Here is a 23,156-nt window from a genome sequence, read left to right as displayed (position 1 = left end):
GCCAAGGACCTGATCATCCGCGGCGGTCACAACATCGACCCGGCGCTGATCGAAGAGGCGCTGGCCGGCCATCCGGCGGTGGCTTTTGCCGGGGCCATCGGCCAGCCCGATGCCTTTGCCGGAGAATTGCCGTGTGTCTATGTCGAACTGGTCGCCGGGGCCTCGGTCAGCGTGGAAGAGCTTGCGGACTATTGCCGCACGCATATCAGCGAACGCGCCGCCGTGCCCAAGCATGTGGAGATCCTGCCTGCCTTGCCCAAGACCGCCGTGGGCAAGGTGCTGAAGCCGGAATTGCGCAAACGCGCGATCACCCGGGTGTTTGACGCGGCCCTGACCGAGGCCGGTTTGACCGCGCGCGTGGCCGAGGTTGTCGAAGACCGCAAGCGCGGCCTTCTGGCGCGGATGTCCGGACGCGTGGTTGGCCAAGAGCCGCAGGTCCGCGCGCTTTTGGGCGAGTTCTCAAACCCTTGGGAATGGGCTGATTGACCCCAAAGTGTTTCCCTAAGGTCGCAGCACCTATACGAACAGGTAGGGGCTTTGCGAGTTTTCCATTGCGTGAATCGGACGGCTGCCCCAACTCTGTTCACATTCGCGTCAATAGGAGGGATTGAGATGAACTTTGGCGTGGCCACCGCGGTGGCTTTGGTATGTGCGGCGGCGGCTTCGCCCGCCTTTGCGGACCGCACGGATGTTTTGTATTCCAATCAGGCCTGGCAGGTCGAGGGCGTGACCTTCGATGACGGCACCTATGCCTGTCTTGCCGAAGTGTCGGACCCGGGTGAAAGCTTCTCGATCTGGACTTTCCCCGATCAGACCATCCGGTTGCAATTCTATTCGCAGGACTGGGATTTTGGCGACAACGGCTCGGCCGACCTGCAGGTGGAGATTGACCACCGCTCGCCCTGGTCGCTGACCGGGGCAAACCTGACCAAGCAGTCGGTGTTGTTCGATCTGCCTGATCAGAAGGAAAGCGTGAACTTCGTCGTGGAGGTGGCGGCGGGGTCGACGCTGCACCTGCGCAACAGCGACGGAAGCGCGGTGAAGGACTATTCGCTGGCAGGGTCCGCCGCCTCGATCAACAAGTTGATCGACTGCGGGACGGCGATTTCAGGGTCGAAGAACCCCTTCAACTGAGCGGCGCTGGCTGCGCCAAACCTTGGCGGTGGCGCTACAGCGCCGCCGTATCCATCCAGATCGTGACCGGGCCATCGTTGTGGAGCGCGACATCCATGTCAGCCCCGAAGATGCCTTTTTGCACTGGGATGCCCTCGGCGGCGATGCGGCTGGCGAAATACGCGTACAGCCGGTTGCCGTCTGCCGGGGCGGCCGCATAGGAAAAGCCGGGCCGGTTGCCGCGCAGGTCGGCGGCGAGGGTGAACTGGCTGACCACAAGCGCCGCACCCTGAATGTCGCGCACCGACAGGTTCATCTTGCCCGCCTCGTCCTTGAAGATGCGCAGCTTGGCGATCTTGGCGGCCAGTTTGTCGGCTTCGGCCTCGGTATCGCCTTGCATGGCGCAGATCAGGATCAGCAGGCCAGAGCCGATTTCACCGGTGATCTCCCCCTCGACCGTGACGCTGGCGCGTGTAACGCGCTGAAGGACCGCCCTCACAGCTCGTTGCGCCACGGCGGGTTGGCCCCGGCGCGGCTGACGGTGATGGCGGCAGAGCGGGTGCCAAGGGTCAGTGCTGCGTCAAGTTCGGCATCGGTGACGGCGGCAAGGCGCGCCTTGGTCAGGGCGCCAGCCTCGTGCAGGGCGGTCAGCGCCCCGGCGTTGAAGGTGTCACCGGCACCGACCGTATCGGCCACGGTGACCTTCTGGGCCGCGATGAAACGGTCTTGCGTGGCGGTGATGGCGCGGGCGCCGGCGGCGCCTTCGGTGATGAAGACGATCTTGGGGCCTTGCGTGACGATGGCGCGGGCCAGCGCTGTAAGATCACCTGCGCCCGACAGCCAGTGCAGGTCTTCATCCGACAGTTTCACGATGTCGGCGCGGGCGATCATCCGCTCGATCCGGGCGCGGTAGGGGCCTTCCTTGCCGGCGATGAAGCCCAGACGGATGTTGGGGTCGATCATCGTGACGCGGGTCGTGGCCTCGCGGGCCTGCAGGGCCTCGTAGGTTGAGGCGGCGGGGTCGTTGACCAAAGAGATGCCGCCGAAGAACAGCGTGTCCACGTCAGCGGGCAGGGTCGGCAACTGGTCCTGTGTCAGCAAGAGGCCGGCGGTGTTTTCATCGTAGAAGGCATAGGTCGCCTGACCGTTCACCAGCTTGACGAAGGCCACGGTGGTGGGCTTGGCCGAGCGTGCGCAATATTGCGTGTCGACCTTGGAGGCCGCCAGCGTATCGGCCAGAATCTCGCCCAGCATGTCGGTGGAAATGCCCGAGAAGAAGGCAGAAGGCGCGCCCAAGCGGCCCAGGGCGATGGCGGTGTTGAACACCGCCCCGCCAGCATAGGGCGCAAAGCAAGCCTCGCCCAGCGTGCTGGTGCGCGGCAACATGTCAATCAGGGCTTCGCCACAGCTGAGAATCATTTCACCCTCCCGAGGTTTTCAGGGACCATAGCGGAAACGCAGCCGTTAGCGCAAACAGTCGGTCGTCATAGGATGGGCCATCGGCCCGGTTTACGCGAAATAGGGGCGCAGAGCGGTCCGCACCCGGTCAAGCGGCGTGGCGCCCGACAGGTCCGGCACGAAGGTCTGACCGGTGATCGCCTCGTAGGCCTGGATATAGACCCTGGACGTGGCGTCGATCATGGCCGCCGGAATCTCGGGGATGGCGTCCTTGTAGGGGTCGCAGCGCGCGGCCACCCAGGACCGGATCACGTCCTTGTCAAAGCTGGGCGGACGCGCGCCTGCGGCGAAGGCCGCCTCATAGCCCGAGGCAATCCAGTAGCGGCTGGAATCGGGGGTGTGGATTTCATCGGCGATCAGGATGCGGCCGGTGTGATCCGTGCCGAATTCATATTTGGTGTCGACAAGGATCAGCCCGCGTTCGGCGGCCATCTTCTGCCCGCGCGCAAAAAGGGCGAGGGCGGCGGCGGACACCTCATCCCATTGGGCTTGGGTCAACAGGCCCTGGGCGATGATCTCGGCCGCGGTCAGCGGTTCATCATGGGCGCCGTCGAAGGCTTTGGAGGTCGGGGTGATGATCGCCTGCGCCAGCACCTGATTGTCGCGCATCCCATCGGGCAGGGTGTGGCCATACATCTGGCGCACGCCCTGCTTGTACTGGGTCAGCACCGAGGTCGAGGTGGTTCCGGCCAGATAGCCGCGCACCACGACCTCGACCGGCAGGATCTTCACATGCGCGCCGATCACGACATTGGGGTCGGGGTATTCGATGACGTGGTTGGGGATGATGTCGGCGGTGCGTTCGAACCAGAAGCGGGCGATCTGGGTCAGGATCTGACCCTTGTAGGGGATCGCGGCCAGAATGCGGTCGAAGGCGGAAATCCGGTCAGACGCGATCAGGATCCGGCGGCCATCGGGATAGGTGGCATCGGGCGGCAGGTCATAGCAGTCGCGGACCTTGCCGAAATAGGGGTTCGGCAGTTCGGGAATGCGGGCTTGGGCAAGAACGCGCATGGGGCCTCCGGAATGAGTTGCGCCCCCTTTGGCGCGGGTGTGGGGGAGAGTCAACGAGGACAGCGCTCTGCGGACCCGGCAGGGGGGACTTCACGTCCCCTCAGACCCCCCTGTGGGATATTTATGAACAAATGAAAGCGGCGGGTGGGGAGGGGTCAGCCGCCGATGTGATATTTCTGGTAAAGGTAGACGCCGACGCCGGCCACGATGGCGGCCCCAAGCGCGGCAAAGGTGATCTTCCACACGCTCCACGGACGTTCGCCCTGCACTTCGCCGGTTTGGCCGTTCACCAGAAAACGGTAGCTTTTGGCGTTGTATTTGTAGGCGGCCATCCAGACCGGCAGCAGGATGTGCTTGAAGGTTTCGGCCGAATAGGTGGTGTCGACCGAGTCGATCCTTTGTTCGTCGCCGCCGATGTCGCGGCGGACATCCTCGCGGATCGCCGAGGCCATCTTGGCCTTGGCCACCGTGTTGCCGTCCGCCAGCGCCACCGTATAGCCCTCGGCCTGAAAGCCAGCGAGGTAGTCGGGGCTGTAGGGCTGCATCTGGCCCAGATCCCACGGTTCCAGCCCGTCACCCAGACGGGTCGGCAGCGCGGTGGAGGCGATGGCCAGCACATCGTCAAAGTCATGGCTGACGGTGCCTGACGCGGGATACCAGCGGGTTTTCTGAACCTGTTCCTGCCGCGTCTCATTCCGGCCGTTCACGTTCACGGTGACGGTGCGGGTTTCATAGTAATGCTCGCCGCGGGCGCCGCGATAGGTCGAGACCGTGTCGGCGTCGAAGGTCCAGTAGGGCACATAGACGCCGTTCATCGCCCGCCCGGCGCGGGTGAATTCCAAAAGGCGGTTCGGCGCGAACCAGAGGCTGCCCAGCCAGGCGATCAGCGCCTTGCGGGCGGCGGGTTCATCCAGCGCGAAGGGCATCACGGCTTGCGGCTTGATTTTGCGCTCTGCCCCGGTGTCGACCACCACGGGTGAGGCGCAGAACGGGCATTCGGTGGCATGCGAGGCGCCCTTGAATTCCACCACGCCGCCACAGTTCGGGCATTTGGTCGAACGCACCTCTTCGCTGGCCGAGGCGGGCAGGTCATCGGACAGGCCCTGCGCCAGGGGATGTTCCTCGAAGGCCTTGGCTTTGGCGGGCTTGGCCCAGGGGCCGGCATCGGGCCCGGCCCCGGAGGAGATTGCCTGTTCAAAGCCGCAGTGATCGCATTTCAGCACGGTCTGGCCGGGAGAAAAGCGCAGTTCGGCCCCGCATTGCTGGCAGGGGTAGCGGTGTTCTTCGCTGACCGCCATGGCCTATTGCCCCGGTGCCGGTGGCGGCGGGGGAGGCGGCGGCGGGACGGCGGCGAACAGGCGGCCAAGGTCGGTGTCACCGGCGGCCTTCCAGCCATCTTGCCCCGCGGTCCAGACCAGCGTGGCGCGCGTCAGCCCACCCGAGGCGGCCATGCCTGCCAGATCGGCCTCGCCAAACGGCCCCTTGGTCACACCATTGTCGGCCACATGCCATTGTTTGGCCACGGGCGGCGGCGGCGGCGCTGCGGGCGCGGCGGCGGCTGTGGCCCCCCAGGGCCCCTGTTGTCCCATGTTGAAGCCCATCCCCGCGCCCATGGCCGCCCCCATCGTGGCCCCCATGGCGGAATTGGGCTGGGCCAGCCCCTCGGCCGCGTTGAACTGCATGTATTTGTTCAGATCGCCCGCCAGCCCCATCGAAGTGCGCTTGTCGAGCACCTTTTCCACCTCATCGGGCAGAGAGATGTTTTCGATATAGAATTCCGGCAGTGACAGGCCGTAGTTGGTGATGGTGGGCGCAATCGCCGTCGAGACCAGCTTGGCGAGGTCCACCGTGTTGGCCGCCATGTCCAAGACCGGGATGCCGGATTTCGCCAGGGCCTGGCTCATTTGCTGGACAATGACGTTGCGGATCTGGGCCGAGATTTCGTCCGAGGTGAATTCACCGTCGGTGCCCACAACCTCTTTCAGGAAGACCGCCGGGTCGGTCACGCGCATCGAATAGGTGCCGAAGGCGCGGATGCGGACCGGGCCGAATTCGGGGTCGCGGCACATGATGGGGTTTTGCGTGCCCCATTTGAAATTGTTGAAGCGGGTGGTGTTGATGAAATAGATCTCGCATTTGAAGGGCGACTGGAAGCCGTGGTCCCAGTGCTGCAAGGTCGTCATGATCGGCATGTTGTTGGTCTGCAATTCATAGAGACCGGGCTGGAAGACATCGGCCAGCTGACCTTCGTTGATGAAGACCGCCGCCTGCCCTTCGCGCACGGTCAGCTTGGCACCGTATTTGATGGCATTGTCGCGGCGTTCAAAGCGCCAGACCATCGTGTCGCGGGTGTCATCTGTCCAGGAGATGACGTCGATAAACTCACCCTTCAGGAACCCAAAAACCATGATACCCCTCCATCCGCTTCGCGCGGCCTAACTGTTGCCGTCCATAAGACGGGTTGCAAGCGTTTCGACAATGGGCCGTGCCTCGGCCTCGGTCATGCCGGGGTGAAGCGCGGGATCGTACAGAATTTTCAACATCAACTGGTCTTGCCGCGTCAGCAGCGCGAATTCCTGATCGTCGTTGAAGATCGAGGGGCGGGCCGCATTGCTGTCATTGGGCAGGCCAAGAGCTTGCGCCAGTTCCTCATCAATGCAGGCCAGCCGCATCAGGTCAGGATGTTCGGACGGGATCACCGCCACGGCGCGGGAATAGGTCGAGGTGGCGTCGTCGGACTGGGTCAGAACCTGACAATAGGTGCCGTCGTCCATATGGGTGACCGAGGCGACCTGACCCGCCGTCAGGCCCGGCATTTCGGCGTTGAGCCGCGGACCCATGGCGGCGCGTTCGTCGATGGTGGCGAAATGGACCCAGAAGTTGGGGTTGGCATCGTCCATCGCGATCGGGTGCCCGGTCACCTTGGCCAAGAGGGCGAAGTACGAGGCGACGCGGGCGCTGTCGGTGGCCACCTGCGCGGCAGGGACTGCCGGGCCAAACGTCAGGGCCACGCGGATCGGCTGCTGCCAGCGCAACAGGTGGATTGGCGCCTCGTGGCTGCGCTGGGTGACCTGACCGCCGGAATACTCTTCATAGAGCGCGATCTTGAGGAAGTTCTCGGTCAGATTGCGGTCGGTGAAGGGGGCATCCTCGGGGGCGGTTTCGGTGCGCAGAAGGGATTCCGACAACAGCCCGGCCTGAACCCGGGCGTAATGCGCCCGGATCGCCGCGCTTGCCGGGGTTTCGGCAGCGGGGGCCGTCACCACCGGGGCCCGAGCCGGGGGCAGGGGCCCGGACGGCGTGGCGCATCCGGCAAGCGCCATCAGCGCCAGAACGGCGGTCTGCCTTACCCCAAAGCCGAACCCGTGCCGCATCAGCCTTGCAACGTGCCTCCGCTGGCTTGGGAATGGGCGGCGGACAGCGTGTCACGCAAGGCGCCCTCCATCTTGGTCAGTTCCTCTTCGGCCGCCGCCCGCTTGGCCTTGCCGTCGTCGGCAATGGCCAGGCTTTCCTGAATGGTGGCGATCAGGGTCTCATTGGCCGCCTTCACCGCCTCGATGTCGAAGACGCCGCGCTCCATCTCGGTGCGGACGATCTTGTTGCTGTCCTGCAGGTTCTTGGCGTTCTGGGTCAAAAGATCGTTGGTCAGGTCATTGGCCGATTTGATCGCCTCGGCCGCCTCGCGCGACCGCTGGATGGTGACCGCCTGCGCCAGTTGGGTTTCCCACAGCGGCACGGTGTTCATCAGGGTGGAGTTGATCTTGCCAACCAGGCTTTTGTCATTTTCCTGCACCAGACGGATCGAGGGCAGCGACTGCATCGTGACCTGACGGGTCAGTTGCAGGTCATAGACCCGGCGTTCCAGATCGTCGCGGGCCGCGCGCAGATCGCGCAGGTCCTGCGCCTTTTTCACCTGATCGTCGGCGGGGGCGGCCTTGGCGGCGGCATCCAGCGCCGGGATCGAGGTGCTGTCCAGCTCTTTCAGCTTGGCCTGACCGGCCGCGATATACAGGCCCAGCTGGTCGTAAAAGGTCAGGGTCTTGGCGTAAAGCAGATCCAAGGCCTTGATATCCTTCAAAAGTGTGGTTTCATGGATCAGCAGGTTTTCGGTGATCTTGTCGATCTGGGTCTGGACCTGTTCATACCGTTCCATGAAATGCACCAAGGGCGTCGCGGCACCGGTCAGCTTTTCCCACCAGCTGCGCTCGCGCCCGGCGTCAAGCTCCGAACCCGAAAAGCCGCGGATCGTGGTGACAATGTCGGCCAAGGCCTGACCGGCGGGTCCGACGTCCTTGTTCTTCACACCCGCCAGCATGTCCTGACTGATCTGCTGCAATTCGCTTTGTGCGCCAGCCCCGAAACTGATGATCGACTGGGTGTTGGACATGTCGATTTCGGCCATCCGCCGGGTGATCTCGGCGGCTTGCGGCGCGGTGGCGGCGTCCAGCGGCACGATGGCGGTCGAGACCTCCGGCAGAATGGCGGCGGTGACCTTTTCAACCTCGGCAAGGGCGGTTGTGGCGGCGGCGGCGACAGTATCGGTCATATCGATCTCACTCTTCAAAGCGGGAATGGACTTCAAATAGGCATGCGCTGCGCAATTGCTAGCCTTCCAGTTTCAGCCTGTCACGCAGGACCTGAATTTCGATGTCCAGATCTGTGTGATCATTGGACAAAAGCGCTTGGGTGCGGCTGGCGAAGTTGGTTTCAAGGTCGCCCAGCAGCGCCTCGTAATCGGTGCGGGCCTTGGCATCGCGGGTGGTCTGGTAGAGGTCGGCGAACTTCACGGTCGCATCGCGGGCGCCCATCAGGTAGATCGACAGGTACTTGCGGGCGGCGGTCAGATCACCGGGGTCGTTTTCGACCTGACGGAACAGGGTGCGGGCGGTTTGTGCGAAGCGGTCAACACGGGCCTCCAGGGCGCCATCGTTGGCACGCAGGACCGCGTCCTTCATGGCGGTCAGATAGCCTTCGCCCTCGCTCACCGCGCGGGCGACACGGTCGGTCTGGAAGCTGTCCTGCCCCTCCATCCCCTTGGCTTTCAATGGGTCGGGGCCAAAGGCGCCCAGATGCAGCCCGGCGGCGAGCATGCCAAACAGCAAAAGCACGTAAGGATTGGCCTGCCACAGGATGGCCCCCGTCATCAGGCCGGCCCCGGTCAGGGCCGCGCCGAAGATCTTGCGCGGAATGGCCGGGCGGCGGGCAATCTTGCGGGCCTCGAACGCGGCCTGCGCCTTGACCCCTTCGCGGGTCAGCCAGGCTGCAAGGATCAAAAGACCCGCGGCCCCAAGGCCCGAGAACAGCGCCGAGGGTGTGCCCGCGAAGGCCTTGAACAAGAAGGGAAACGGTAGAAGGAAGGTCAGGTTGGCCTTCAGCGTCGGCCCCCCGGGCGGCGGAGCGTCGAGGGTCACCGGCGGTTCGGCTGAACTGCCCTGATTGGGACTGTACTTGCCAACGATGCGCTGCGCCATCAGTGGCCTCCGCCAAAGGCGACGTAAAGCGTCAGCCCGAACAACAGGGCAAGGGACAAAGACTGAAGCGATCTGGCCGACATGTGCAGGCTCCGCCGGGATGAAAATTCGGGGCAGCAACGATGGCCGGACTATAGGCGAGGGGCCGGGGGCTGGCTATAGCCGCCCCCGAAAATCCGCTTGGGAATATTGCGGAAAATTTCCCCCAAGGTCAGTCAGCTGGGCCGACGCGGGCGCGGCGGACGCGTCGGGTCGCCGCTTGGGCCCGTTTTCGGGCCGGTCTTGGGGGCAGAGCGGGGCTTGGGCCCATCGCCCGGCAGATCATTGCGCCGCCGCGGGGCAGGGACCTCGCTGCGCGGTTTGAAGCCGTCGCGTGCCGGGCCGTGGCTGACGCTGCGGCCGGCGGGCTTTGCGGGCACAGGTTTGGGCAAAACCTCCTCGGCCATGGGATCCAGGCCCAGCTGGTCGCGCAGCACGCGCGGCTTGACCTCTTCGATGCCGCCGGGTTCCAGATCGCCCAGACGGAAGGGGCCATAGCTGACCCGGATCAGGCGGTTCACGTAGAAATCCAAGGCATTGAGCGCCCTGCGGATTTCGCGGTTCTTGCCCTCGCGCAGGCCGATCGTCAGCCAGGCGTTGGCGCCCTGAATCCGATCCAGCACCACGACCATCGGCTGAAAGCGTTCGCCATCCACCACGATGCCCTTGCGCAGCGGCTCCAGATCGACATCGGTGGGATTGCCGTTGATCCGCACCCGGTACTTGCGCAGCCACCCGGTCGAGGGCAGTTCCAGCCGCCGCTTCAACTCGCCATCGTTGGTCAGCAGCAGCAACCCTTCGGAGTTGAGGTCAAGACGCCCAACCGACATGACCCGGGGCAGATCCTCTGGCAGGGTTTCGAACACCGTCTGGCGGCCCTTTTCGTCGGATTCCGACGTCACGAGGCCGTCGGGCTTGTAATAAAGCCAAAGCCGCGCCGGTTCTGCGGCCTTCACGGGCTTGCCGCCCACCGTGATCTTGTCCTTGTCGGTGACATTCAGCGCGGGCGAGGTGATGACCTTGCCATTCACGGCGACCTCGCCGATTTCGATCAGCCGTTCCGCCTCGCGGCGCGAGGCGATGCCGGCGCGCGACAGCACCTTGGCGATGCGTTCACCGGCCGGGGTGCCTTCGGCGTGCGGGGTGGTCTTGCCGGGGGCATCGGCCTTGGCCACGCTGCGCGGCGACTTCGGCGGCTGCCATGCCGACTTCTCGGAAGCGGCGGATTTGTCGGGGGGGGTTGTCTTTTCGGCCATCACGGGCATCCTTCACACGGGAAATCGCCCTTTCGGGCGGTCGGCGCGCGTCCTGCGGGCCTGAGGGTTCCATAAAGCAAGCGGGCGCGAAGATGCAAACGAAATTCCGGTCCTTCATGGCGCAGGCCCTGGCCGAGGCGCAGGCGGCCGGCGCGCGGGGCGAAGTTCCGGTGGGGGCTGTGGTGATCCTGGGCGATCAGATTGTGGCACGGGCGGGCAACCGGACGCGCGAGTTGAACGACCCCACCGCCCATGCCGAGATGCTGGCGATCCGCGCCGCCTGCGCCGCGCTTGGCTCGGAACGCCTGACCGGCCATGACCTTTACGTCACGCTGGAGCCTTGCCCGATGTGCGCAGCCGCCATGTCCAATGCCCGCATCGCGCGGCTGTATTACGGCGCATCGGACCCCAAATCCGGCGGGGTGGCCCAGGGTCCGCGCATCTTCAGCCATCCGCAATGCCATCATGTGCCGGAGGTTTATGACGGCATTGCTGCCGAACCAGCCGAAACGCTGCTGAAGGATTTCTTCGCGACACGCCGCTGACCCCGATCTTTCGTCGAAAGACCACCGCTTGATGCCGCAGACATCCGTCGCCGACCCCGGCCGCCAAGACTGGCCGCCGGGGTCGGGACTTTGGGACCTTACAGCGTGATCGGTTCCAACACTTGCGGCTCGATCACGTTGACCCCCGGCAGGCCTGCCTTCAGCACATCGGCGTTCTGCGCCAGAAGCGGGAAGGTGCGGTAGTGGCAGGGGATCACGGTCTTGAAGTTGAAATAGCGCTTGGCGGCGTAGGCCGCGCGCGCCATGTCCATGGTGAAATGGCCGCCTGCCGACAGGATGCCGATGTCGGGTTTGTGGTAATCGCCCATCCAGTCCATGTCGGCCATGATGTCGGTATCGCCCGACAGGTAGATCGTATGGCCTTCACCGGCGATCATGAAGCCGCCTTCCGACCCCACATTGCCGCCCTCGGCCGAGGAGGAGTGGCAGGCATTGACCAGAGTGACCTTGGCCCCGTTGCAATCAATCGTGCCGCCCTTGTTGAAGCCGTTGATCTGAACGCCCTCTTTGGCGGCAAGATAGCCCATCAGGTCATAGATGCCGGCGATGGTCAGACCCTTTTCCTTGGCAATGCCGACGGCGTCACCGATGTGGTCGCCATGGCCGTGGGTCAGAAGGATGTGGGTGGCGCCTTCAATCGCCTCGGCCCGGCGGTCGGCGGGGAACATCGGGTTGCCGGTCAGCCAAGGGTCGATCAGCAGAACGGCGCCTTCAATCTCGATACGGAAGCCGGAATGGCCAAGCCAGATGATCTTCATGGATGTCTCCTTCTTTGGCGCCCATCTAGGGCGGTTCGCGCAGGGGAAAAGGGTCAGCGGTGCAGGCGGCGGGCTTCTGCCACAAGGCACAGGATTTCAAACAGCATCGTGGCGCCCACGAGGGCGGTGTTGCCCGAGGGGTCGAAGGGCGGCGCCACCTCCACCACATCGGCGCCGATCAGGTTAAGGCCCTCCAGCCCGCGCAGCATGATCTGCGCGTCATGGGTGGTATAACCGCCAACCTCGGGTGTGCCGGTGCCGGGGGCGTAGGCGGGGTCGATGCCATCGACGTCGAAGGTCAGGTAGGTGGGCAGGATGCCCACCCTACGGCGGACCTCTTCAATGACAGCCTTCAGGCCCTTCTCGAACACCTCTTCGATATAGATCGTGCGGATGCCCACCTGATCGGAGTAGTCGCCACCCTCGGCTGAATAGCGGGCCCCCCGGATGCCGATCTGCACGGTGCGGTGCGGGTCGACCAGACCCTCCTCGATGGCGCGGCGGACCCAGGTGCCGTGGGTGTATTTATGGCCGCCAAAGTAGCTGTCGTTCACATCGGCATGGGCGTCGAACTGGATCAGGCCCACCGGACCGTCCGAGGCTATCGCCCGCAGGATCGGCAGGGTGATCAGGTGATCGCCGCCCGCTGTCACCGGCAGGGCACCGGCCTGATGGATCGAGCCGTAAAAGGCGCTGACCTTGGCCAGACTGTCCTGAATATCAATCGGATTGACTGGCGCATCGCCCAGATCGGCCACGCGGGCATGGGTGTAGGGCGATTTGCGGGTCACATGGTGAAAGGGCCGGATCAGGGTGGAGGCCGCCCGCACCTCGCGCGGGCCATGCCTTGTGCCGGCCCGGTTGGTGGTGCCGCCGTCCCATGGCAAGCCGACCAGCGCAATATCGACCTCTGCCGGGTCTTGCTTGACCGGCAGGCGGAAGAAGGACACCGGGCCTGCGAAACGCGGGTGGGTTGAACTGTCCATCGGCCAATAAGTGTTCGTCATCGCGCCCTCTGCTATTTTTGCGCAAGGCAAGCGTGAACTCGGGCCAAGTGCAAGGGCCTTTGGTCTGTCGACTGTCTTGCGGGTTGACCGATGCACGGCTAAAGGGAAAGCCGCAATCCGGGAGAACTCCCGTCCCATCCAAGGAAACCGCCCCATGTCGATTGACATCGCGACCGCGCGCAAGGTGGCCAAACTCGCCCGGATCCGGGTCGAAGAGGCCGATCTGCCCAAGCTGGCTGACCAGCTGTCCGGCATTCTGGGCTTCATGGAGCAGTTGAACGAGGTCAATGTCGACGGGATCGAGCCGATGGTTTCGGTCACCCCGATGCGTCTGGCGCGGCGGATTGACGTGGTGACGGATGGCAATATTCAGGCGCAGGTCCTCAAGAATGCCCCGGATGCGCGGGAAGGCTTCTTTGCGGTGCCCAAGGTGGTGGAATAAATGACGAACCCGAACGAACTGACCATCGCCGCCGCCCGCGACGCCTTGCGCAGCGGAGAACTCTCGGCCGTTGACCTGACCATGGCCTGCCTGACGGCCATCGACGCCGGGGACACGCTGAACGCCTTTGTCCACAAGACCCCCGATATCGCGCTGGATCAGGCCCGCGCCGCCGATGCACGTCTGAAGTCGGGCTATGCGCCCGACCTGTGCGGCATTCCTTTGGGCATCAAGGACCTGTTCTGCACCAAGGGCGTGCCCTCGCAGGCGGCCTCCAACATCCTGAAGGGCTTCAAGCCGGAATACGAATCCACCGTCACCACCAAGCTGTTTGATGCTGGTGCCGTGATGCTGGGCAAGCTGAACATGGACGAATTCGCCATGGGGTCGTCGAATGAAACCTCGGCTTACGGCGACGTGGTCAACCCCTGGAAGATCGACGACCGCAAGCTGACTCCGGGCGGATCGTCGGGTGGTTCGGCGGCTGCGGTGGCCGCTGACCTTTGCCTTGGTGCGACCGGCACCGATACCGGTGGCTCGATCCGCCAGCCGGCCGCCTTCACCGGCATCACCGGCATCAAGCCGACCTATGGCCGCGTGTCGCGCTGGGGCATCGTGGCCTTTGCCTCCTCGCTGGACCAAGCCGGCCCGATGACGAAATCCGTCCGCGATGCGGCGATCTTCCTGTCGGCAATGTCGGGGCATGACCCGAAGGATTCCACCTCGGCCAACCTTGAGGTGCCGGATTTCGAAGCGGCGCTGACCGGCGACATCCGGGGCAAGAAGATCGGCATTCCCAAGGAATACCGGATGGACGGCATGCCTGCGGAAATCGAGGCGCTTTGGCAATCCGGCATTGCCATGATGAAGGACGCCGGGGCCGAGATTGTCGACATCTCGCTGCCGCACACCAAATACGCGCTGCCCGCTTACTACGTGATTGCGCCTGCCGAAGCTTCGTCCAACCTCGCCCGCTATGATGGCGTCCGCTATGGCCACCGCGCCAAGTTGGCCGCTGGCGATGGCATCACCGAGATGTACGAAAAGACCCGGGCCGAGGGCTTTGGCCCCGAAGTGCAACGCCGGATCATGGTCGGCACCTATGTGCTGTCGGCGGGCTTCTACGACGCCTATTACAACCGCGCTCGCAAGGTCCGCGCCCTGATCAAGCGCGACTTCGAGCTGGCGTTCGAGGCGGGCATTGACGCGATCCTGACCCCCGCCACGCCCTCTTCGGCCTTTGGCTTGGGTGAAATGGCCAGTGCCGACCCGGTCGAGATGTACCTCAACGACGTCTTCACCGTCACTGTCAACCTTGCAGGCCTGCCCGGCGTGTCGGTTCCGGTCGGACTGGACTCCAAGGGGCTGCCCCTTGGCCTGCAACTGATCGGCCGGCCGTGGGACGAGGCGGGCCTGCTCAATCACGCTTATGTATTGGAGCGTGCGGCGGGCTTTGTGGCCAAGCCGGCAAAATGGTGGTAAGCGCGCTGAAAAGCAGTCTTGTTGAGGCGAAAATGATGCGTACACCCATGGTGGTGATGATGCTTGCGGTGGGGCTTGCGGCCTGCGGGACGCAGGTGCCGGAGTCCAATCCCACGGGCGCAGGCTTTCAGGATTACAATTCCTATATCCGCAATTCAGGCGCGCAGCCTGCGGCGCAGCCGGCTGACACGATGACCCCGCCCGCCGGGGACACCACAGCCGGATTTTCCACTGATGCCGCAGCGGCGGCCATTGCGGCCGCCAGCGGCGCTGCCACCACGGGCGATGCCGGAACCGCTCCGCTTGACCCGACCGGCCAGATTGCCGCCACGGGCACGCAAATCGCCGCTGGCACCCAGACCGCGACCGGGGCGCAAGGTGTCGCCACCTCGCCCTCGGCGCTGCCGCCGATTGATTCGACCGCTTGCGCCGGGCGCGGCAATGCCTTTGCTGGCATCAAGGAAACCACCTCGGAAATGAACTACGCCCAGGGCGGCGTGTCGGACGAGCAGGACTTCAACGCCGTCAAGGGGCGTGAGACCATCGCCTCGGACAAGGAACGCATTGCCTGCAACCGGCAGCAATATGTCGTGGTGCAACCCGGTGCCCTGCCGGTCCGTCCGGGGGACGAGGGCCCGAACATCGCGGCTTTTGCCTTGGCCACCACCAACCCGCCGGGGGTCAAGCTCTACAGCCGCCCGCCGTTCTATTTCACCAGCCCCGAGAAAGCCTGCGCCAAGTTCGCTTCGCCCGACCTTGCCCAGCAGGCCTTCCTTGCTGCCGGCGGTCCGCAGCGCGACCGCAAGGCGCTGGATCCCGATGGCGACGGCTTTGCCTGCTCCTGGGACCCGCGTCCCTTCCGCAACGCAAAGAAGTGACCTCGCCCAACCATGGCGAACGGCGCGGTGGGGTGAAGCCCCATCTGATCGTGCTGCATTACACCGGGATGCCCACCTGCGCCGAGGCGCGGGACCGGCTGTGTGACCCGGTGCATGAGGTGTCGGCGCATTGGCTGCTTGACACCGATGGCCGGGCCGAGCCCTTGGTGGATGAAAACCGCCGCGCCTGGCATGCTGGGGCAGGGTCCTGGGGGGCGGTGACGGATGTCAACTCCTCCTCAATCGGGATCGAGGTGCAGAACCCCGGTCACATGCCCTTCCCCGAACCGCAGATGGCGGCGCTTGAAACCCTGCTGGCCGCGATCATGAAACGCTGGAGCATACCGCCCTCTGGCGTGATCGCGCATTCTGACATGGCGCCGACCCGCAAGACCGACCCCGGGCCGCATTTTGACTGGCGGCGGCTGGCCTTGTCGGGGCTGTCTGTCTGGCCGGTGGCAAAAGGGCCGGGGGCGGCGTCGGAATTCGCGCTGCAGGCGCGTCGGTTCGGCTATCCCGATACCGATCCGCAGGCGCTGCTGCGCGCCTTCCGCCTGCGCTTTCGCCCCTGGGCCAAGGGGCCGGTCGATGAGGTCGACGCCGCGCTGGCAGCCGACCTGGCCGCACGCTTCCCGGCCTGACCCCCCCCCGGCTCTTCAGCGAAAGATCCCGCGTGTCTTGCCGAAACCTCACAAGTGGGGGAGGGCGAGGGCTGACAGGTAAAGCCCCAGTCCAAAGACCACATGGGCCAGAAGGCCAAGGCCGCGGGCTTTCCACGGCTGTTGCGCCCGGCTGGCCGCGATGCCGCCGCCCATCCCGGGGCTCATCAGGAACCAGCCTGCGCTGATGGTCACAACCCCAACGATCAGCGCCGGGGCCAAGGTCGGCGTCACAGCCCAGCCGGGTCCCCAGATCAGCAGCAGGGCTGCGGCATAGACGATGCCCACCAGATAATGCCCGACCCAGCCAATCGCCGCCTCTCCCGCCACCGGGGCGGTGCGGCCGATGTCGTCGTGCCAGACATGACCCCGGGCGACATGGGCAAACCAGCGTCCGCCCATGCCCCACGCCGGGGCCGGCAGGCCGAAGGCCAGATTCAGCGCCAGACCCCACAGGTCGAACAAGGCCGTGGCTCCGATGCCGATGACCAGACTGCTTGTGATGAACTCCACCGGATTCTCCCTCTCCTGTTCGCCGGGGCAGAGTGGAGGCCCCGCTTGCCAAAGGCAACCGGGGCCTTGGGCAATCTGGCCATGCCCCGGTCAAGATCCTGACAAAAGGTTAACAAAAGAGTGCAAGCCATTGTTTAGAATGCATTTTTCACAGATTGCACGCGTGCAATCCCTGCCCCATTGACCTCTGCCCCGCTTGCGCCTATTCCACCCCTCGCGCGGATGGCTGGATGATCGCGGGGCGCAAGCCCCGAGGAAAGTCCGGACTCCATGAAGTAAGGGTGCCGGGTAACGCCCGGCGGGGGCAACCCCAGGGAAAGCGCCACAGAGAAGAGTCTGCCTTGGTGCCGGGTTTCGGCGCGGCATGAAGCCAAGGTGATGGTGAAACGGTGGGGTAAGAGCCCACCACGGACCGGGCAACCGGGACGGTATGGCAAGCCCCACCCGGAGCAATGCCGAATAGGGGCCTTGCGCGGAAAGGTCCGGATCCACACCTTGGCAACGGGGTGCCGGAGACCTCCGCGGGGACACTTCAGCCCAGAGGCCCGGGTTGGCAGCTTGACCGCCCTGGTAACAGGTGCGGCAGAGGAATGGTCATCCAGAGGCGCAAGCCTTGGACAGAATCCGGCTTACAGGCCATCCGCGCAATTTGTTGACATGATTTCCCCAATCCCGTGCCTTGTTTGGGGTTTTTCTCTAATCTGCGAACCAGACGCCGCGTGAGGAGAGCCCGATGGCCGACGAACCGAACGATCCCGATGCCGCGGCCGATGCCAAGGCGCTCAGAAAAGCCGCCAAGCGGGACATGTTCAAGCGCGCGGTCGCCCAAGGGGCCGAGATGGCCAGGACCACGGTCAAGGAAGGCGAGGGCTTCGTCCAGCACCTCTATGACGATTACGAGACCTACCGGAAGGTGCAGGAAGAGGGCAACAAGTCCAAGCTCAGGGAACAGTTCGTCAAGAAGGGCCACATCTTCTTTCTGGCGGGCTGGCTGACGGAAGCGCGGGCTGCGGCGGGCGGGGCATTGATCGATTTCGGCTTGTGCCACGGCGTGCGGCATGGCCGCGAGCAGGCGTGGTTCCGCCGGAAGCTGCCCAAAGCCAATGTGATCGGCACCGACATTTCCGAAACCGCCAAAGAGTTCGAGAACACCGTCCAGTGGGACTTCCACGACGCCAATCCCGAATGGGCCGGCAAGGCGGATTTCGTCTACTCCAATTCGTGGGACCACGCCTATGACCCGGGAAAGGCCTTCCTCGCCTGGGCCAGATGCCTCAAGCCGGGCGGCTGGATTCTGATCGACCACACCAAGGGGCACTTGCCGAAGTCCTCGAATGTGCTGGACCCCTTCGGTGCCACCCGCGAGGCGGTGATCCGGATTCTGACCGAAAGCTGTGGGGAACTGGGCAAAGTGACGGCCGTTCTGGACCGGACCGCCGATGAAGAATACCCTTCGACGGTGATCGTGTTCCAACGCAGCTGAAAGCAGGGATTTCACGCCGAATGCCGTTGACTCTGCCGCCCGCATGGGTAAAAGGCGAGCCTCAAGGATTAGACGGGGCGGCAGGGCTGCCCCGATGCAGGAGAGACGACTATGGCCAAACCGGCGACGATCAAGATCCGTCTGAACTCGACGGCTGGCACCGGGCACTTCTACGTGACGAAGAAGAATGCCCGCACCATGACCGAAAAGATGACGGTCAACAAATATGACCCCGTCAAGCGGGAACATGTCGAATACAAAGAAGGCAAGATCAAGTAAGATCTGCCATCTTGCACGATTGAAAGGCCGCGCCCCAAGCGCGGCTTTTTCATTTGCGCCCACCCGTCGTCTTGCGACGGCCTTGAAGGTCAGGTCAGGATGGGGGCGGCGGGACCGCAGGTTCGGATAACGCCGGTTAGGGCCGCGGGGGCCGGTGGCCGCTATGGATTCGCGTCGCCCCGGCGCGGCCATGTGGTACAACGCAAGTCAGGAGCGGCGGATGGAAGACTTACATCAGGAACGGCATTTCTCCTCGCGCATCGGCTGGCTGCGGGCGGCGGTGCTGGGGGCCAATGATGGCATTGTCTCCACCGCGTCGTTGATCGTCGGGGTGGCGGCGGCATCGAACCGGGCCAGCGTGCTTCTGGCGGGCATGGCCGGGCTGGCGGCGGGGGCCTTGTCGATGGCGGCGGGCGAGTATGTGTCGGTCTCCAGTCAGGCCGATACCGAAAAGGCCGACATAGAGCGCGAGCGGGCGGAAATTGCGGCCGACCCCGAGGAAGAATTGCGGGCCTTGGCCGGCATCTATGAAAGGCGCGGGCTTGAGCCTGCCCTTGCGTTGCAAGTGGCGACGGCCTTGCATGCCAAGGACGCGCTGGCGGCGCATGTCCACGACGAGTTGGGGTTTTCGCCCAGTACCGAAGCCAAACCGCTGACGGCGGCGGTGGCTTCGGCGGCAAGCTTCACGGTCGGGGCGGCCATGCCGATGGCCACGGCAGCCCTGGTGCCAGAGGCTTACCTCAGCCTGTGGGTCACCGTGTCATCCTTGCTGTTTCTGGCCGTGCTGGGGGCCGTGGGGGCGCACGCCGGTGGGGCGCCTGCGCTGCGGCCCGTGGTGCGCGTGACGTTCTGGGGCGCGGTGGCGCTGGCGGTGACCTATGGCGTGGGCAAGCTGTTCGGCGCGGTTGTCTGACGCCAAGCAAAAGGGCCGGAGTTTCCTCCGGCCCTTTGTCAGTCGATCTGCCCGCCGTCAGTTGCGGTTGTTGCCCATGAAGCGGAGCAGGTAGATGAACATGTTGATGAAATCGAGGTACAGGTTCAACGCGCCAAGGACCGCCGACTTGCCAATCCACTCTTCGTCCCCCGCCCGCGCGTGGGCCAGATAGTCGGACTTCAGCTTCTGCGTGTCCCATGCCGTCAGGCCCGAGAAGATGATCACGCCAAAGGCCGAGATGGCGAAGTTCAGCGCCGAGGATTGCATGAACATGTTGACGATGCCCGCCACGATCAGGCCCCACACGCTCATCAGCGCAAAAGAACCGATCGGCGTCAGGTCGCGCTTGGTGGTGTAGCCGTAGATCGACAGGCCTGCGAAGGCGATCGCCGTCACAAGGAAGGTCTCGGCGATCGAGGTCTTGGTGTAGGCGACAAAGATCACCGACATGAAGACGCCAAAAAGGGCGGCATAGACGTAAAACGCCAGTTGCGCCGCCGCCACCGACATGCGGTTGACCATCGCGGGAATCGCCACGGACATCGCGAAGATGGCGATCATCACCACCCATTTCAGCGGCGAGCCCATGATGGTGTAGACCATGTCGGTGGTCCCGACCGACCATGCCACACCGCCGGTCACCAGCATTGCCACGGACATCAGCCCGTAGATCTTGTTCATATAGGCGCGCAGGCCCGCATCAATGGCAAGCCCGGCACTCGCACCGTACGTCCGCGTCTGAAAGTCAGCCATTCAAGCCTCCGTTGTCTGACGGGCCGGGTTGCGACCCGGCCTCTTGCAGCTAATATCGGCATTGATGGGGCGCAGTTCAAGGATTACATCCCGGTGCCTGCGCAATGTCACACGGTTGTGGCCTTATTCGCGCTGCAGCCACCCGTTTGGTGCGTCCCAAAGCGGGCGGGTGGCCTCGTCCCTGGCCTGATCGGGGCTAAGGCCGATGTCGCGCAGCAGGTGCGGTTCCAGCCGGCCAAGGTGCTGGCGGGTTTGCCTCAGGTGCAGCGCCCGCGCAAGGGCAGCCGCAAAGCGGCGAAAAGGATGGGCTATGGCGGGGCGACGCAGCGCGGCGGACTGGAACATGGCAAGAGCTTTCATCAGGAAATGTGATGGATTTGGGTCGGGCATCATCCGACTTGATCCTTTTCGCACGGTCTGGCACAACACGGAAATGAATGATTGTGACCTTACCCATCAGGGATTGTGATATGGCGCGAAATCTTGACCTGACAGCGCTGCGGTCGCTGGTGGCCATTGCGGATGCCGGGGGTGTCACGCGGGCGGCGGGGTTCCTGAACCTGACGCAGTCGGCCGTCTCGATGCAGATCCGGCGGTTGGAGGACAGCCTTGGGGTCGAACTTCTTGACCGGTCGGCGCGCAAGGTGCAGCCGACAGCGGCGGGGGAACATATGCTCAGCTATGCCCGGCGGATGCTGGCGCTGAATGACGAGATCTATGGCCTGCTGTCGCGCGCCCAGTTTGAAGGGGAGCTGACCCTTGGCGTTCCGCATGACATCGTCTATCCGGCGATCCCACAGGTGCTGCAACGGTTCGCGGCGGATTTCCCCAAGGTCAAGGTGCGGCTCTTGTCGTCGTTTACCCGGATCCTGAAAGAGCAGTTCGGGCGCGGCGAATGCAATCTGATCGTCACCACCGAAGATTCGGTCGATCCCGGCGGCGAGACGCTGACCGAGCTGCCGTTGATCTGGGTCGGTGCCCCGGGCGGGCAGGCCTGGCGGCAAAGGCCCTTGCCCCTGGCCTATGAGCAGCGCTGCATCTTCCGGCAGGGCGTGCAAGAGCGGCTGGATGCGGCGGGCGTGCCTTGGGTGCTGGCGGTCGACAGCGACAACACCCGCACGGTCGAGGCGACGGTCAGCGCCGATCTGGCCGTGCACACCGTTCTGGAAGGGTCCGAGCCGCGCCATGTCGAGCGGATCAACCATGGCGGCGCCTTGCCGGATCTGGCCCGGATGAAGATCAACCTCTACGCCGCGAGTGCCGTGCGCAGCCCGGCGATCGACGCCTTGGCGCACCTGATCCGATTGGCCTATGCCGCAAAGCCGGGGCGGGGGGCTGCGGCGGATCGCGCCGATGCAGTGATGCAGGCTTGACGCGCAGAGCAGGTTGCAAGCGCAGGTTGTACAGGGTTTGGCGGTCTTGCCGAACCATTTCGGGTGGTGGAGCGTCAATCCAGCGTTAAAATCGCGTCAAAATGCGGGGTGCTGTGGCGTTATGCGGCATATGAACCTCAGTATTCGCATTTTGCAACGTATATCAGGGCAAATCTATGCATTTTGCAAAGCATTTTGCAAAACCCGCTTAGGGAGAGTTCTGCGCTGTGGATAAACCCTCCCGGCGATTTAGACATGTTGGCGTTGAATTCTTGTTCGTCTGTATAATTGGTCCTGTCCAAAAAGACAGGTTCTTTGGTCTGCAGCCGCGGGACGGAATTTATTTTCGATGACATGGCAACTTGGCACGGTTCTTGCTTCTAGGATGGTGGGGTTGGTACAACGTGTCAGGAGAGAGTAATGAAGCACCCGGTTGATGCACATGTCGGCAAGCGGATCCGGCATCGGCGCTGGATGGTGGGGATGACCCAGCAACAACTGGCCGAAAAGGTCGGGATCAAGTTCCAGCAGGTCCAGAAATACGAAACCGGGATGAACCGGGTCTCTGCCTCGCGTCTTTGGGATATTGCCGAAACGCTGGGTGTTGCGATCAGCTTCTTCTTCGAAGGTCTGGCGGGCAGTGAACAGCCGATGTCGAGCGACATGATGGGCGACAAGGAAGCGGCCGAACTGGTGCGGTCGTACTACGCCATCCCCGAAGCGCAGCGCCGCCGCCTGTTCGATCTGGCACGGGTGTTGTCGGAAGCCGCCTGACAGAACGCAGATTGACCCGGGGCCGCTTGACCCGGGTCGGTTCCGACTGTAGCGCGAGGACGTGATGCAGGAGGATGTCATGGCTCGGATCGTCGCGGATCTTGCGGAAGAATTGATGAATGTGGCGGACGAACTGGCCGATGCGGCGCGGTTGGCCACCTTGTTGCACTTCCGGGCCGAGGGGCTTTGGGCCGACAACAAAGAGGCGGACCGCTTCGATCCGGTCACGGTTGCGGACCGCCTGTCTGAACAGAAAATGCGCGAGATTCTGGCGCGACGCCGCCCGCAGGACGGCATCCTGGGCGAAGAGTTTGGTACGACGGCCGGCACCTCTGGCCTGACTTGGGTGCTGGACCCGATCGACGGCACCCGCAGCTATCTGTCCGGCACGCCGACGTGGGGGGTGCTGATCGCCGTGTCCGATGAAACCGGCCCGATCTATGGATTGATCGACCAACCCTATATTGGCGAGCGCTTTTCGGGTGGGCTGGGCCGGGCAGAGGTGAATGGCCCGATGGGACGCAAGGCCTTGAAAACGCGGGCTCCGCGGCCCTTGTCAGAGGCCATTTTGTTCACGACCTTCCCCGAAGTGGGCACGCCCGAGGACGGGGCTGCCTTCAACCGGGTGAAAGCGCAGGCGCGGCTGACGCGCTATGGCTGCGATTGCTATGCCTATGCGCTGATTGCAGCGGGTCAGATCGACCTGGTGATCGAGGCGGGTTTGCTGGCCTATGACGTGCAGGGCCCCATCGCCGTGATCGAGGCGGCAGGCGGCATCGTCACCGACTGGCAGGGCAGGCCCTGTCACAATGGCGGGCGCGTGCTGGCCGCCGCCAACGCCGCGATCCATGCCGAAGCCTTGGCGCTGCTCAACTCCTGAAAAGCTTAAGCAGTTTCTGGCAAT

The 23,156-nt window shown here is 64.1% G+C and carries 27 protein-coding genes and 1 other RNA gene; 14 read left to right on the top strand and 14 right to left on the bottom strand.

What is annotated here, in order from left to right:
- Positions 1-486 (top strand): AMP-binding enzyme (locus AC1Y2B_RS15170; protein WP_482253942.1); only part of this gene is annotated, 486 nt, incomplete at its 5' end.
- A 126-nt stretch (positions 487-612) separates the two neighbouring features.
- A complete protein-coding gene (locus AC1Y2B_RS15165; protein ID WP_482253941.1) occupies positions 613-1,134 on the top strand; it encodes a hypothetical protein in 522 nt (173 codons plus the stop codon).
- 34 nt (positions 1,135-1,168) lie between these two features.
- On the opposite strand, the gene dtd is transcribed toward AC1Y2B_RS15165, so the two are convergent.
- The 9 genes from dtd to AC1Y2B_RS15120 all read right to left on the bottom strand — a co-directional run bounded on the left by dtd (position 1,169) and on the right by AC1Y2B_RS15120 (position 10,351).
- Positions 1,169-1,612 carry a D-aminoacyl-tRNA deacylase gene (gene dtd / locus AC1Y2B_RS15160; protein WP_482253940.1) on the bottom strand — a complete coding sequence of 148 codons (444 nt, stop codon included), beginning with the start codon at positions 1,610-1,612 and terminating at the stop codon, positions 1,169-1,171.
- Entirely contained in the window at positions 1,609-2,532 is a 924-nt protein-coding gene (locus tag AC1Y2B_RS15155; protein ID WP_482253939.1) for a carbohydrate kinase family protein, read from the bottom strand. The genes dtd and AC1Y2B_RS15155 overlap by 4 nt, the downstream gene beginning before the upstream one ends.
- Positions 2,533-2,622: 90 nt before the next feature.
- Entirely contained in the window at positions 2,623-3,585 is a 963-nt protein-coding gene (locus AC1Y2B_RS15150; RefSeq protein ID WP_482253938.1) for a phosphoribosylaminoimidazolesuccinocarboxamide synthase, read from the bottom strand.
- Between the two features lie 155 nt (positions 3,586-3,740).
- Positions 3,741-4,883, bottom strand: coding sequence for a TFIIB-type zinc ribbon-containing protein (locus tag AC1Y2B_RS15145; protein WP_482253937.1), 1,143 nt, complete (start codon positions 4,881-4,883; stop codon positions 3,741-3,743).
- A gap of 3 nt (positions 4,884-4,886) precedes the next feature.
- Complete coding sequence (locus AC1Y2B_RS15140; protein ID WP_482253948.1) at positions 4,887-5,996, bottom strand: SPFH domain-containing protein; 1,110 nt, start codon at positions 5,994-5,996, stop codon at positions 4,887-4,889.
- A 24-nt stretch (positions 5,997-6,020) separates the two neighbouring features.
- The gene (locus tag AC1Y2B_RS15135) at positions 6,021-6,959 is read right to left on the bottom strand and encodes a DUF2927 domain-containing protein (protein WP_482253936.1); all 939 of its coding nucleotides are present in this window, start codon (positions 6,957-6,959) and stop codon (positions 6,021-6,023) included.
- Positions 6,959-8,131, bottom strand: a complete 1,173-nt coding sequence (locus tag AC1Y2B_RS15130) for a toxic anion resistance protein (RefSeq protein WP_482253935.1) — start codon at positions 8,129-8,131, stop codon at positions 6,959-6,961. Before AC1Y2B_RS15130 ends, AC1Y2B_RS15135 begins: the two co-directional genes overlap by 1 nt.
- Before the next feature lie 58 nt (positions 8,132-8,189).
- Positions 8,190-9,056, bottom strand: coding sequence for a 5-bromo-4-chloroindolyl phosphate hydrolysis family protein (locus AC1Y2B_RS15125; protein ID WP_482253934.1), 867 nt, complete (start codon positions 9,054-9,056; stop codon positions 8,190-8,192).
- 215 nt (positions 9,057-9,271) lie between these two features.
- Positions 9,272-10,351: a pseudouridine synthase gene (locus tag AC1Y2B_RS15120; RefSeq protein ID WP_482253933.1), complete on the bottom strand. Its 1,080-nt coding sequence runs from the start codon at positions 10,349-10,351 to the stop codon at positions 9,272-9,274.
- Between the two features lie 92 nt (positions 10,352-10,443).
- On the opposite strand from AC1Y2B_RS15120, the gene AC1Y2B_RS15115 reads away from it, so the two are divergent.
- A complete protein-coding gene (locus AC1Y2B_RS15115; RefSeq protein WP_482253932.1) occupies positions 10,444-10,896 on the top strand; it encodes a nucleoside deaminase in 453 nt (150 codons plus the stop codon).
- A gap of 98 nt (positions 10,897-10,994) precedes the next feature.
- On the opposite strand, the gene AC1Y2B_RS15110 is transcribed toward AC1Y2B_RS15115, so the two are convergent.
- Both AC1Y2B_RS15110 and speB read right to left on the bottom strand, forming a co-directional pair.
- On the bottom strand, positions 10,995-11,675 hold the full coding sequence (locus tag AC1Y2B_RS15110; RefSeq protein ID WP_482253931.1) for a metal-dependent hydrolase: 681 nt from the start codon (positions 11,673-11,675) through the stop codon (positions 10,995-10,997).
- A gap of 53 nt (positions 11,676-11,728) precedes the next feature.
- Positions 11,729-12,682, bottom strand: a complete 954-nt coding sequence (gene speB / locus AC1Y2B_RS15105; RefSeq protein WP_482253930.1) for an agmatinase — start codon at positions 12,680-12,682, stop codon at positions 11,729-11,731.
- A gap of 154 nt (positions 12,683-12,836) precedes the next feature.
- On the opposite strand from speB, the gene gatC reads away from it, so the two are divergent.
- From gatC to AC1Y2B_RS15085, 4 genes are read left to right on the top strand one after another with little or no spacing between them, the layout of a single operon-like run.
- Positions 12,837-13,124: an Asp-tRNA(Asn)/Glu-tRNA(Gln) amidotransferase subunit GatC gene (gene gatC, locus AC1Y2B_RS15100; RefSeq protein WP_482253929.1), complete on the top strand. Its 288-nt coding sequence runs from the start codon at positions 12,837-12,839 to the stop codon at positions 13,122-13,124.
- Positions 13,125-14,606, top strand: coding sequence for an Asp-tRNA(Asn)/Glu-tRNA(Gln) amidotransferase subunit GatA (gene gatA / locus AC1Y2B_RS15095; RefSeq protein ID WP_482253928.1), 1,482 nt, complete (start codon positions 13,125-13,127; stop codon positions 14,604-14,606).
- 32 nt (positions 14,607-14,638) lie between these two features.
- Complete coding sequence (locus AC1Y2B_RS15090) at positions 14,639-15,484, top strand: hypothetical protein (RefSeq protein WP_482253927.1); 846 nt, start codon at positions 14,639-14,641, stop codon at positions 15,482-15,484.
- Entirely contained in the window at positions 15,481-16,125 is a 645-nt protein-coding gene (locus AC1Y2B_RS15085; RefSeq protein ID WP_482253926.1) for an N-acetylmuramoyl-L-alanine amidase, read from the top strand. The genes AC1Y2B_RS15090 and AC1Y2B_RS15085 overlap by 4 nt, the downstream gene beginning before the upstream one ends.
- A 48-nt stretch (positions 16,126-16,173) precedes the next feature.
- On the opposite strand, the gene AC1Y2B_RS15080 is transcribed toward AC1Y2B_RS15085, so the two are convergent.
- On the bottom strand, positions 16,174-16,656 hold the full coding sequence (locus AC1Y2B_RS15080) for a DUF2938 domain-containing protein (protein ID WP_482253925.1): 483 nt from the start codon (positions 16,654-16,656) through the stop codon (positions 16,174-16,176).
- A gap of 218 nt (positions 16,657-16,874) precedes the next feature.
- On the opposite strand from AC1Y2B_RS15080, the gene rnpB reads away from it, so the two are divergent.
- The 4 genes from rnpB (at position 16,875) to AC1Y2B_RS15060 (ending at position 19,331) form a co-directional block, all read left to right on the top strand.
- An RNA gene (rnpB, locus tag AC1Y2B_RS15075) (RNase P RNA component class A) lies at positions 16,875-17,304 on the top strand.
- Positions 17,305-17,389: 85 nt separating this feature from the next.
- Positions 17,390-18,139 (top strand): class I SAM-dependent methyltransferase, encoded by a 750-nt coding sequence (locus tag AC1Y2B_RS15070; protein ID WP_482253924.1) that lies wholly within the window; start codon positions 17,390-17,392, stop codon positions 18,137-18,139.
- Between the two features lie 111 nt (positions 18,140-18,250).
- Entirely contained in the window at positions 18,251-18,418 is a 168-nt protein-coding gene (gene rpmG / locus AC1Y2B_RS15065) for a 50S ribosomal protein L33 (protein ID WP_264492037.1), read from the top strand.
- Positions 18,419-18,638: 220 nt separating this feature from the next.
- Positions 18,639-19,331: a VIT1/CCC1 transporter family protein gene (locus tag AC1Y2B_RS15060; protein WP_482253947.1), complete on the top strand. Its 693-nt coding sequence runs from the start codon at positions 18,639-18,641 to the stop codon at positions 19,329-19,331.
- Between the two features lie 57 nt (positions 19,332-19,388).
- Here AC1Y2B_RS15060 and AC1Y2B_RS15055 read toward each other — a convergent pair whose 3' ends face one another.
- Together AC1Y2B_RS15055 and AC1Y2B_RS15050 are read right to left on the bottom strand one after the other, a co-directional pair.
- On the bottom strand, positions 19,389-20,105 hold the full coding sequence (locus AC1Y2B_RS15055; protein ID WP_482253923.1) for a Bax inhibitor-1/YccA family protein: 717 nt from the start codon (positions 20,103-20,105) through the stop codon (positions 19,389-19,391).
- 123 nt (positions 20,106-20,228) lie between these two features.
- On the bottom strand, positions 20,229-20,498 hold the full coding sequence (locus tag AC1Y2B_RS15050; RefSeq protein ID WP_482253922.1) for a DUF1127 domain-containing protein: 270 nt from the start codon (positions 20,496-20,498) through the stop codon (positions 20,229-20,231).
- A 77-nt stretch (positions 20,499-20,575) separates the two neighbouring features.
- Here AC1Y2B_RS15050 and AC1Y2B_RS15045 point away from each other — a divergent pair, with 77 nt between their 5' ends.
- From AC1Y2B_RS15045 to AC1Y2B_RS15035, 3 genes are all read left to right on the top strand, one after another.
- Positions 20,576-21,478, top strand: coding sequence for a LysR family transcriptional regulator (locus AC1Y2B_RS15045; RefSeq protein WP_482253921.1), 903 nt, complete (start codon positions 20,576-20,578; stop codon positions 21,476-21,478).
- A gap of 420 nt (positions 21,479-21,898) precedes the next feature.
- A complete protein-coding gene (locus tag AC1Y2B_RS15040) occupies positions 21,899-22,252 on the top strand; it encodes a helix-turn-helix domain-containing protein (protein WP_482253920.1) in 354 nt (117 codons plus the stop codon).
- 79 nt (positions 22,253-22,331) lie between these two features.
- On the top strand, positions 22,332-23,132 hold the full coding sequence (locus AC1Y2B_RS15035; RefSeq protein WP_482253919.1) for an inositol monophosphatase family protein: 801 nt from the start codon (positions 22,332-22,334) through the stop codon (positions 23,130-23,132).
- Positions 23,133-23,156 lie beyond the last annotated feature (24 nt).

This window comes from Stagnihabitans sp., assembly GCF_964946895.1.
Note: the sequence above shows the minus strand (reverse complement) of the source record. Positions and strands in the feature narration are given on the sequence as shown.

What these genes read in the sequence shown, in the direction of transcription:
- AC1Y2B_RS15045 (WP_482253921.1), top strand. Translation starts at nt 20,576, where the DNA reads ATGGCGCGAAATCTTGACCTGACAGCGCTGCGGTCGCTGGTGGCCATT.
- gatA (WP_482253928.1), top strand. Translation starts at nt 13,125, where the DNA reads ATGACGAACCCGAACGAACTGACCATCGCCGCCGCCCGCGACGCCTTG.
- AC1Y2B_RS15145 (WP_482253937.1), bottom strand. Translation starts at nt 4,883, where the DNA reads ATGGCGGTCAGCGAAGAACACCGCTACCCCTGCCAGCAATGCGGGGCC.
- AC1Y2B_RS15110 (WP_482253931.1), bottom strand. Translation starts at nt 11,675, where the DNA reads ATGAAGATCATCTGGCTTGGCCATTCCGGCTTCCGTATCGAGATTGAA.
- AC1Y2B_RS15155 (WP_482253939.1), bottom strand. Translation starts at nt 2,532, where the DNA reads ATGATTCTCAGCTGTGGCGAAGCCCTGATTGACATGTTGCCGCGCACC.
- AC1Y2B_RS15115 (WP_482253932.1), top strand. Translation starts at nt 10,444, where the DNA reads ATGCAAACGAAATTCCGGTCCTTCATGGCGCAGGCCCTGGCCGAGGCG.
- AC1Y2B_RS15060 (WP_482253947.1), top strand. Translation starts at nt 18,639, where the DNA reads ATGGAAGACTTACATCAGGAACGGCATTTCTCCTCGCGCATCGGCTGG.
- AC1Y2B_RS15165 (WP_482253941.1), top strand. Translation starts at nt 613, where the DNA reads ATGAACTTTGGCGTGGCCACCGCGGTGGCTTTGGTATGTGCGGCGGCG.
- AC1Y2B_RS15040 (WP_482253920.1), top strand. Translation starts at nt 21,899, where the DNA reads ATGAAGCACCCGGTTGATGCACATGTCGGCAAGCGGATCCGGCATCGG.
- speB (WP_482253930.1), bottom strand. Translation starts at nt 12,682, where the DNA reads ATGACGAACACTTATTGGCCGATGGACAGTTCAACCCACCCGCGTTTC.
- AC1Y2B_RS15150 (WP_482253938.1), bottom strand. Translation starts at nt 3,585, where the DNA reads ATGCGCGTTCTTGCCCAAGCCCGCATTCCCGAACTGCCGAACCCCTAT.
- AC1Y2B_RS15090 (WP_482253927.1), top strand. Translation starts at nt 14,639, where the DNA reads ATGATGCGTACACCCATGGTGGTGATGATGCTTGCGGTGGGGCTTGCG.
- AC1Y2B_RS15135 (WP_482253936.1), bottom strand. Translation starts at nt 6,959, where the DNA reads ATGCGGCACGGGTTCGGCTTTGGGGTAAGGCAGACCGCCGTTCTGGCG.
- AC1Y2B_RS15035 (WP_482253919.1), top strand. Translation starts at nt 22,332, where the DNA reads ATGGCTCGGATCGTCGCGGATCTTGCGGAAGAATTGATGAATGTGGCG.
- AC1Y2B_RS15120 (WP_482253933.1), bottom strand. Translation starts at nt 10,351, where the DNA reads ATGGCCGAAAAGACAACCCCCCCCGACAAATCCGCCGCTTCCGAGAAG.
- AC1Y2B_RS15050 (WP_482253922.1), bottom strand. Translation starts at nt 20,498, where the DNA reads ATGATGCCCGACCCAAATCCATCACATTTCCTGATGAAAGCTCTTGCC.
- AC1Y2B_RS15130 (WP_482253935.1), bottom strand. Translation starts at nt 8,131, where the DNA reads ATGACCGATACTGTCGCCGCCGCCGCCACAACCGCCCTTGCCGAGGTT.
- rpmG (WP_264492037.1), top strand. Translation starts at nt 18,251, where the DNA reads ATGGCCAAACCGGCGACGATCAAGATCCGTCTGAACTCGACGGCTGGC.
- AC1Y2B_RS15055 (WP_482253923.1), bottom strand. Translation starts at nt 20,105, where the DNA reads ATGGCTGACTTTCAGACGCGGACGTACGGTGCGAGTGCCGGGCTTGCC.
- gatC (WP_482253929.1), top strand. Translation starts at nt 12,837, where the DNA reads ATGTCGATTGACATCGCGACCGCGCGCAAGGTGGCCAAACTCGCCCGG.
- AC1Y2B_RS15070 (WP_482253924.1), top strand. Translation starts at nt 17,390, where the DNA reads ATGGCCGACGAACCGAACGATCCCGATGCCGCGGCCGATGCCAAGGCG.
- AC1Y2B_RS15125 (WP_482253934.1), bottom strand. Translation starts at nt 9,056, where the DNA reads ATGGCGCAGCGCATCGTTGGCAAGTACAGTCCCAATCAGGGCAGTTCA.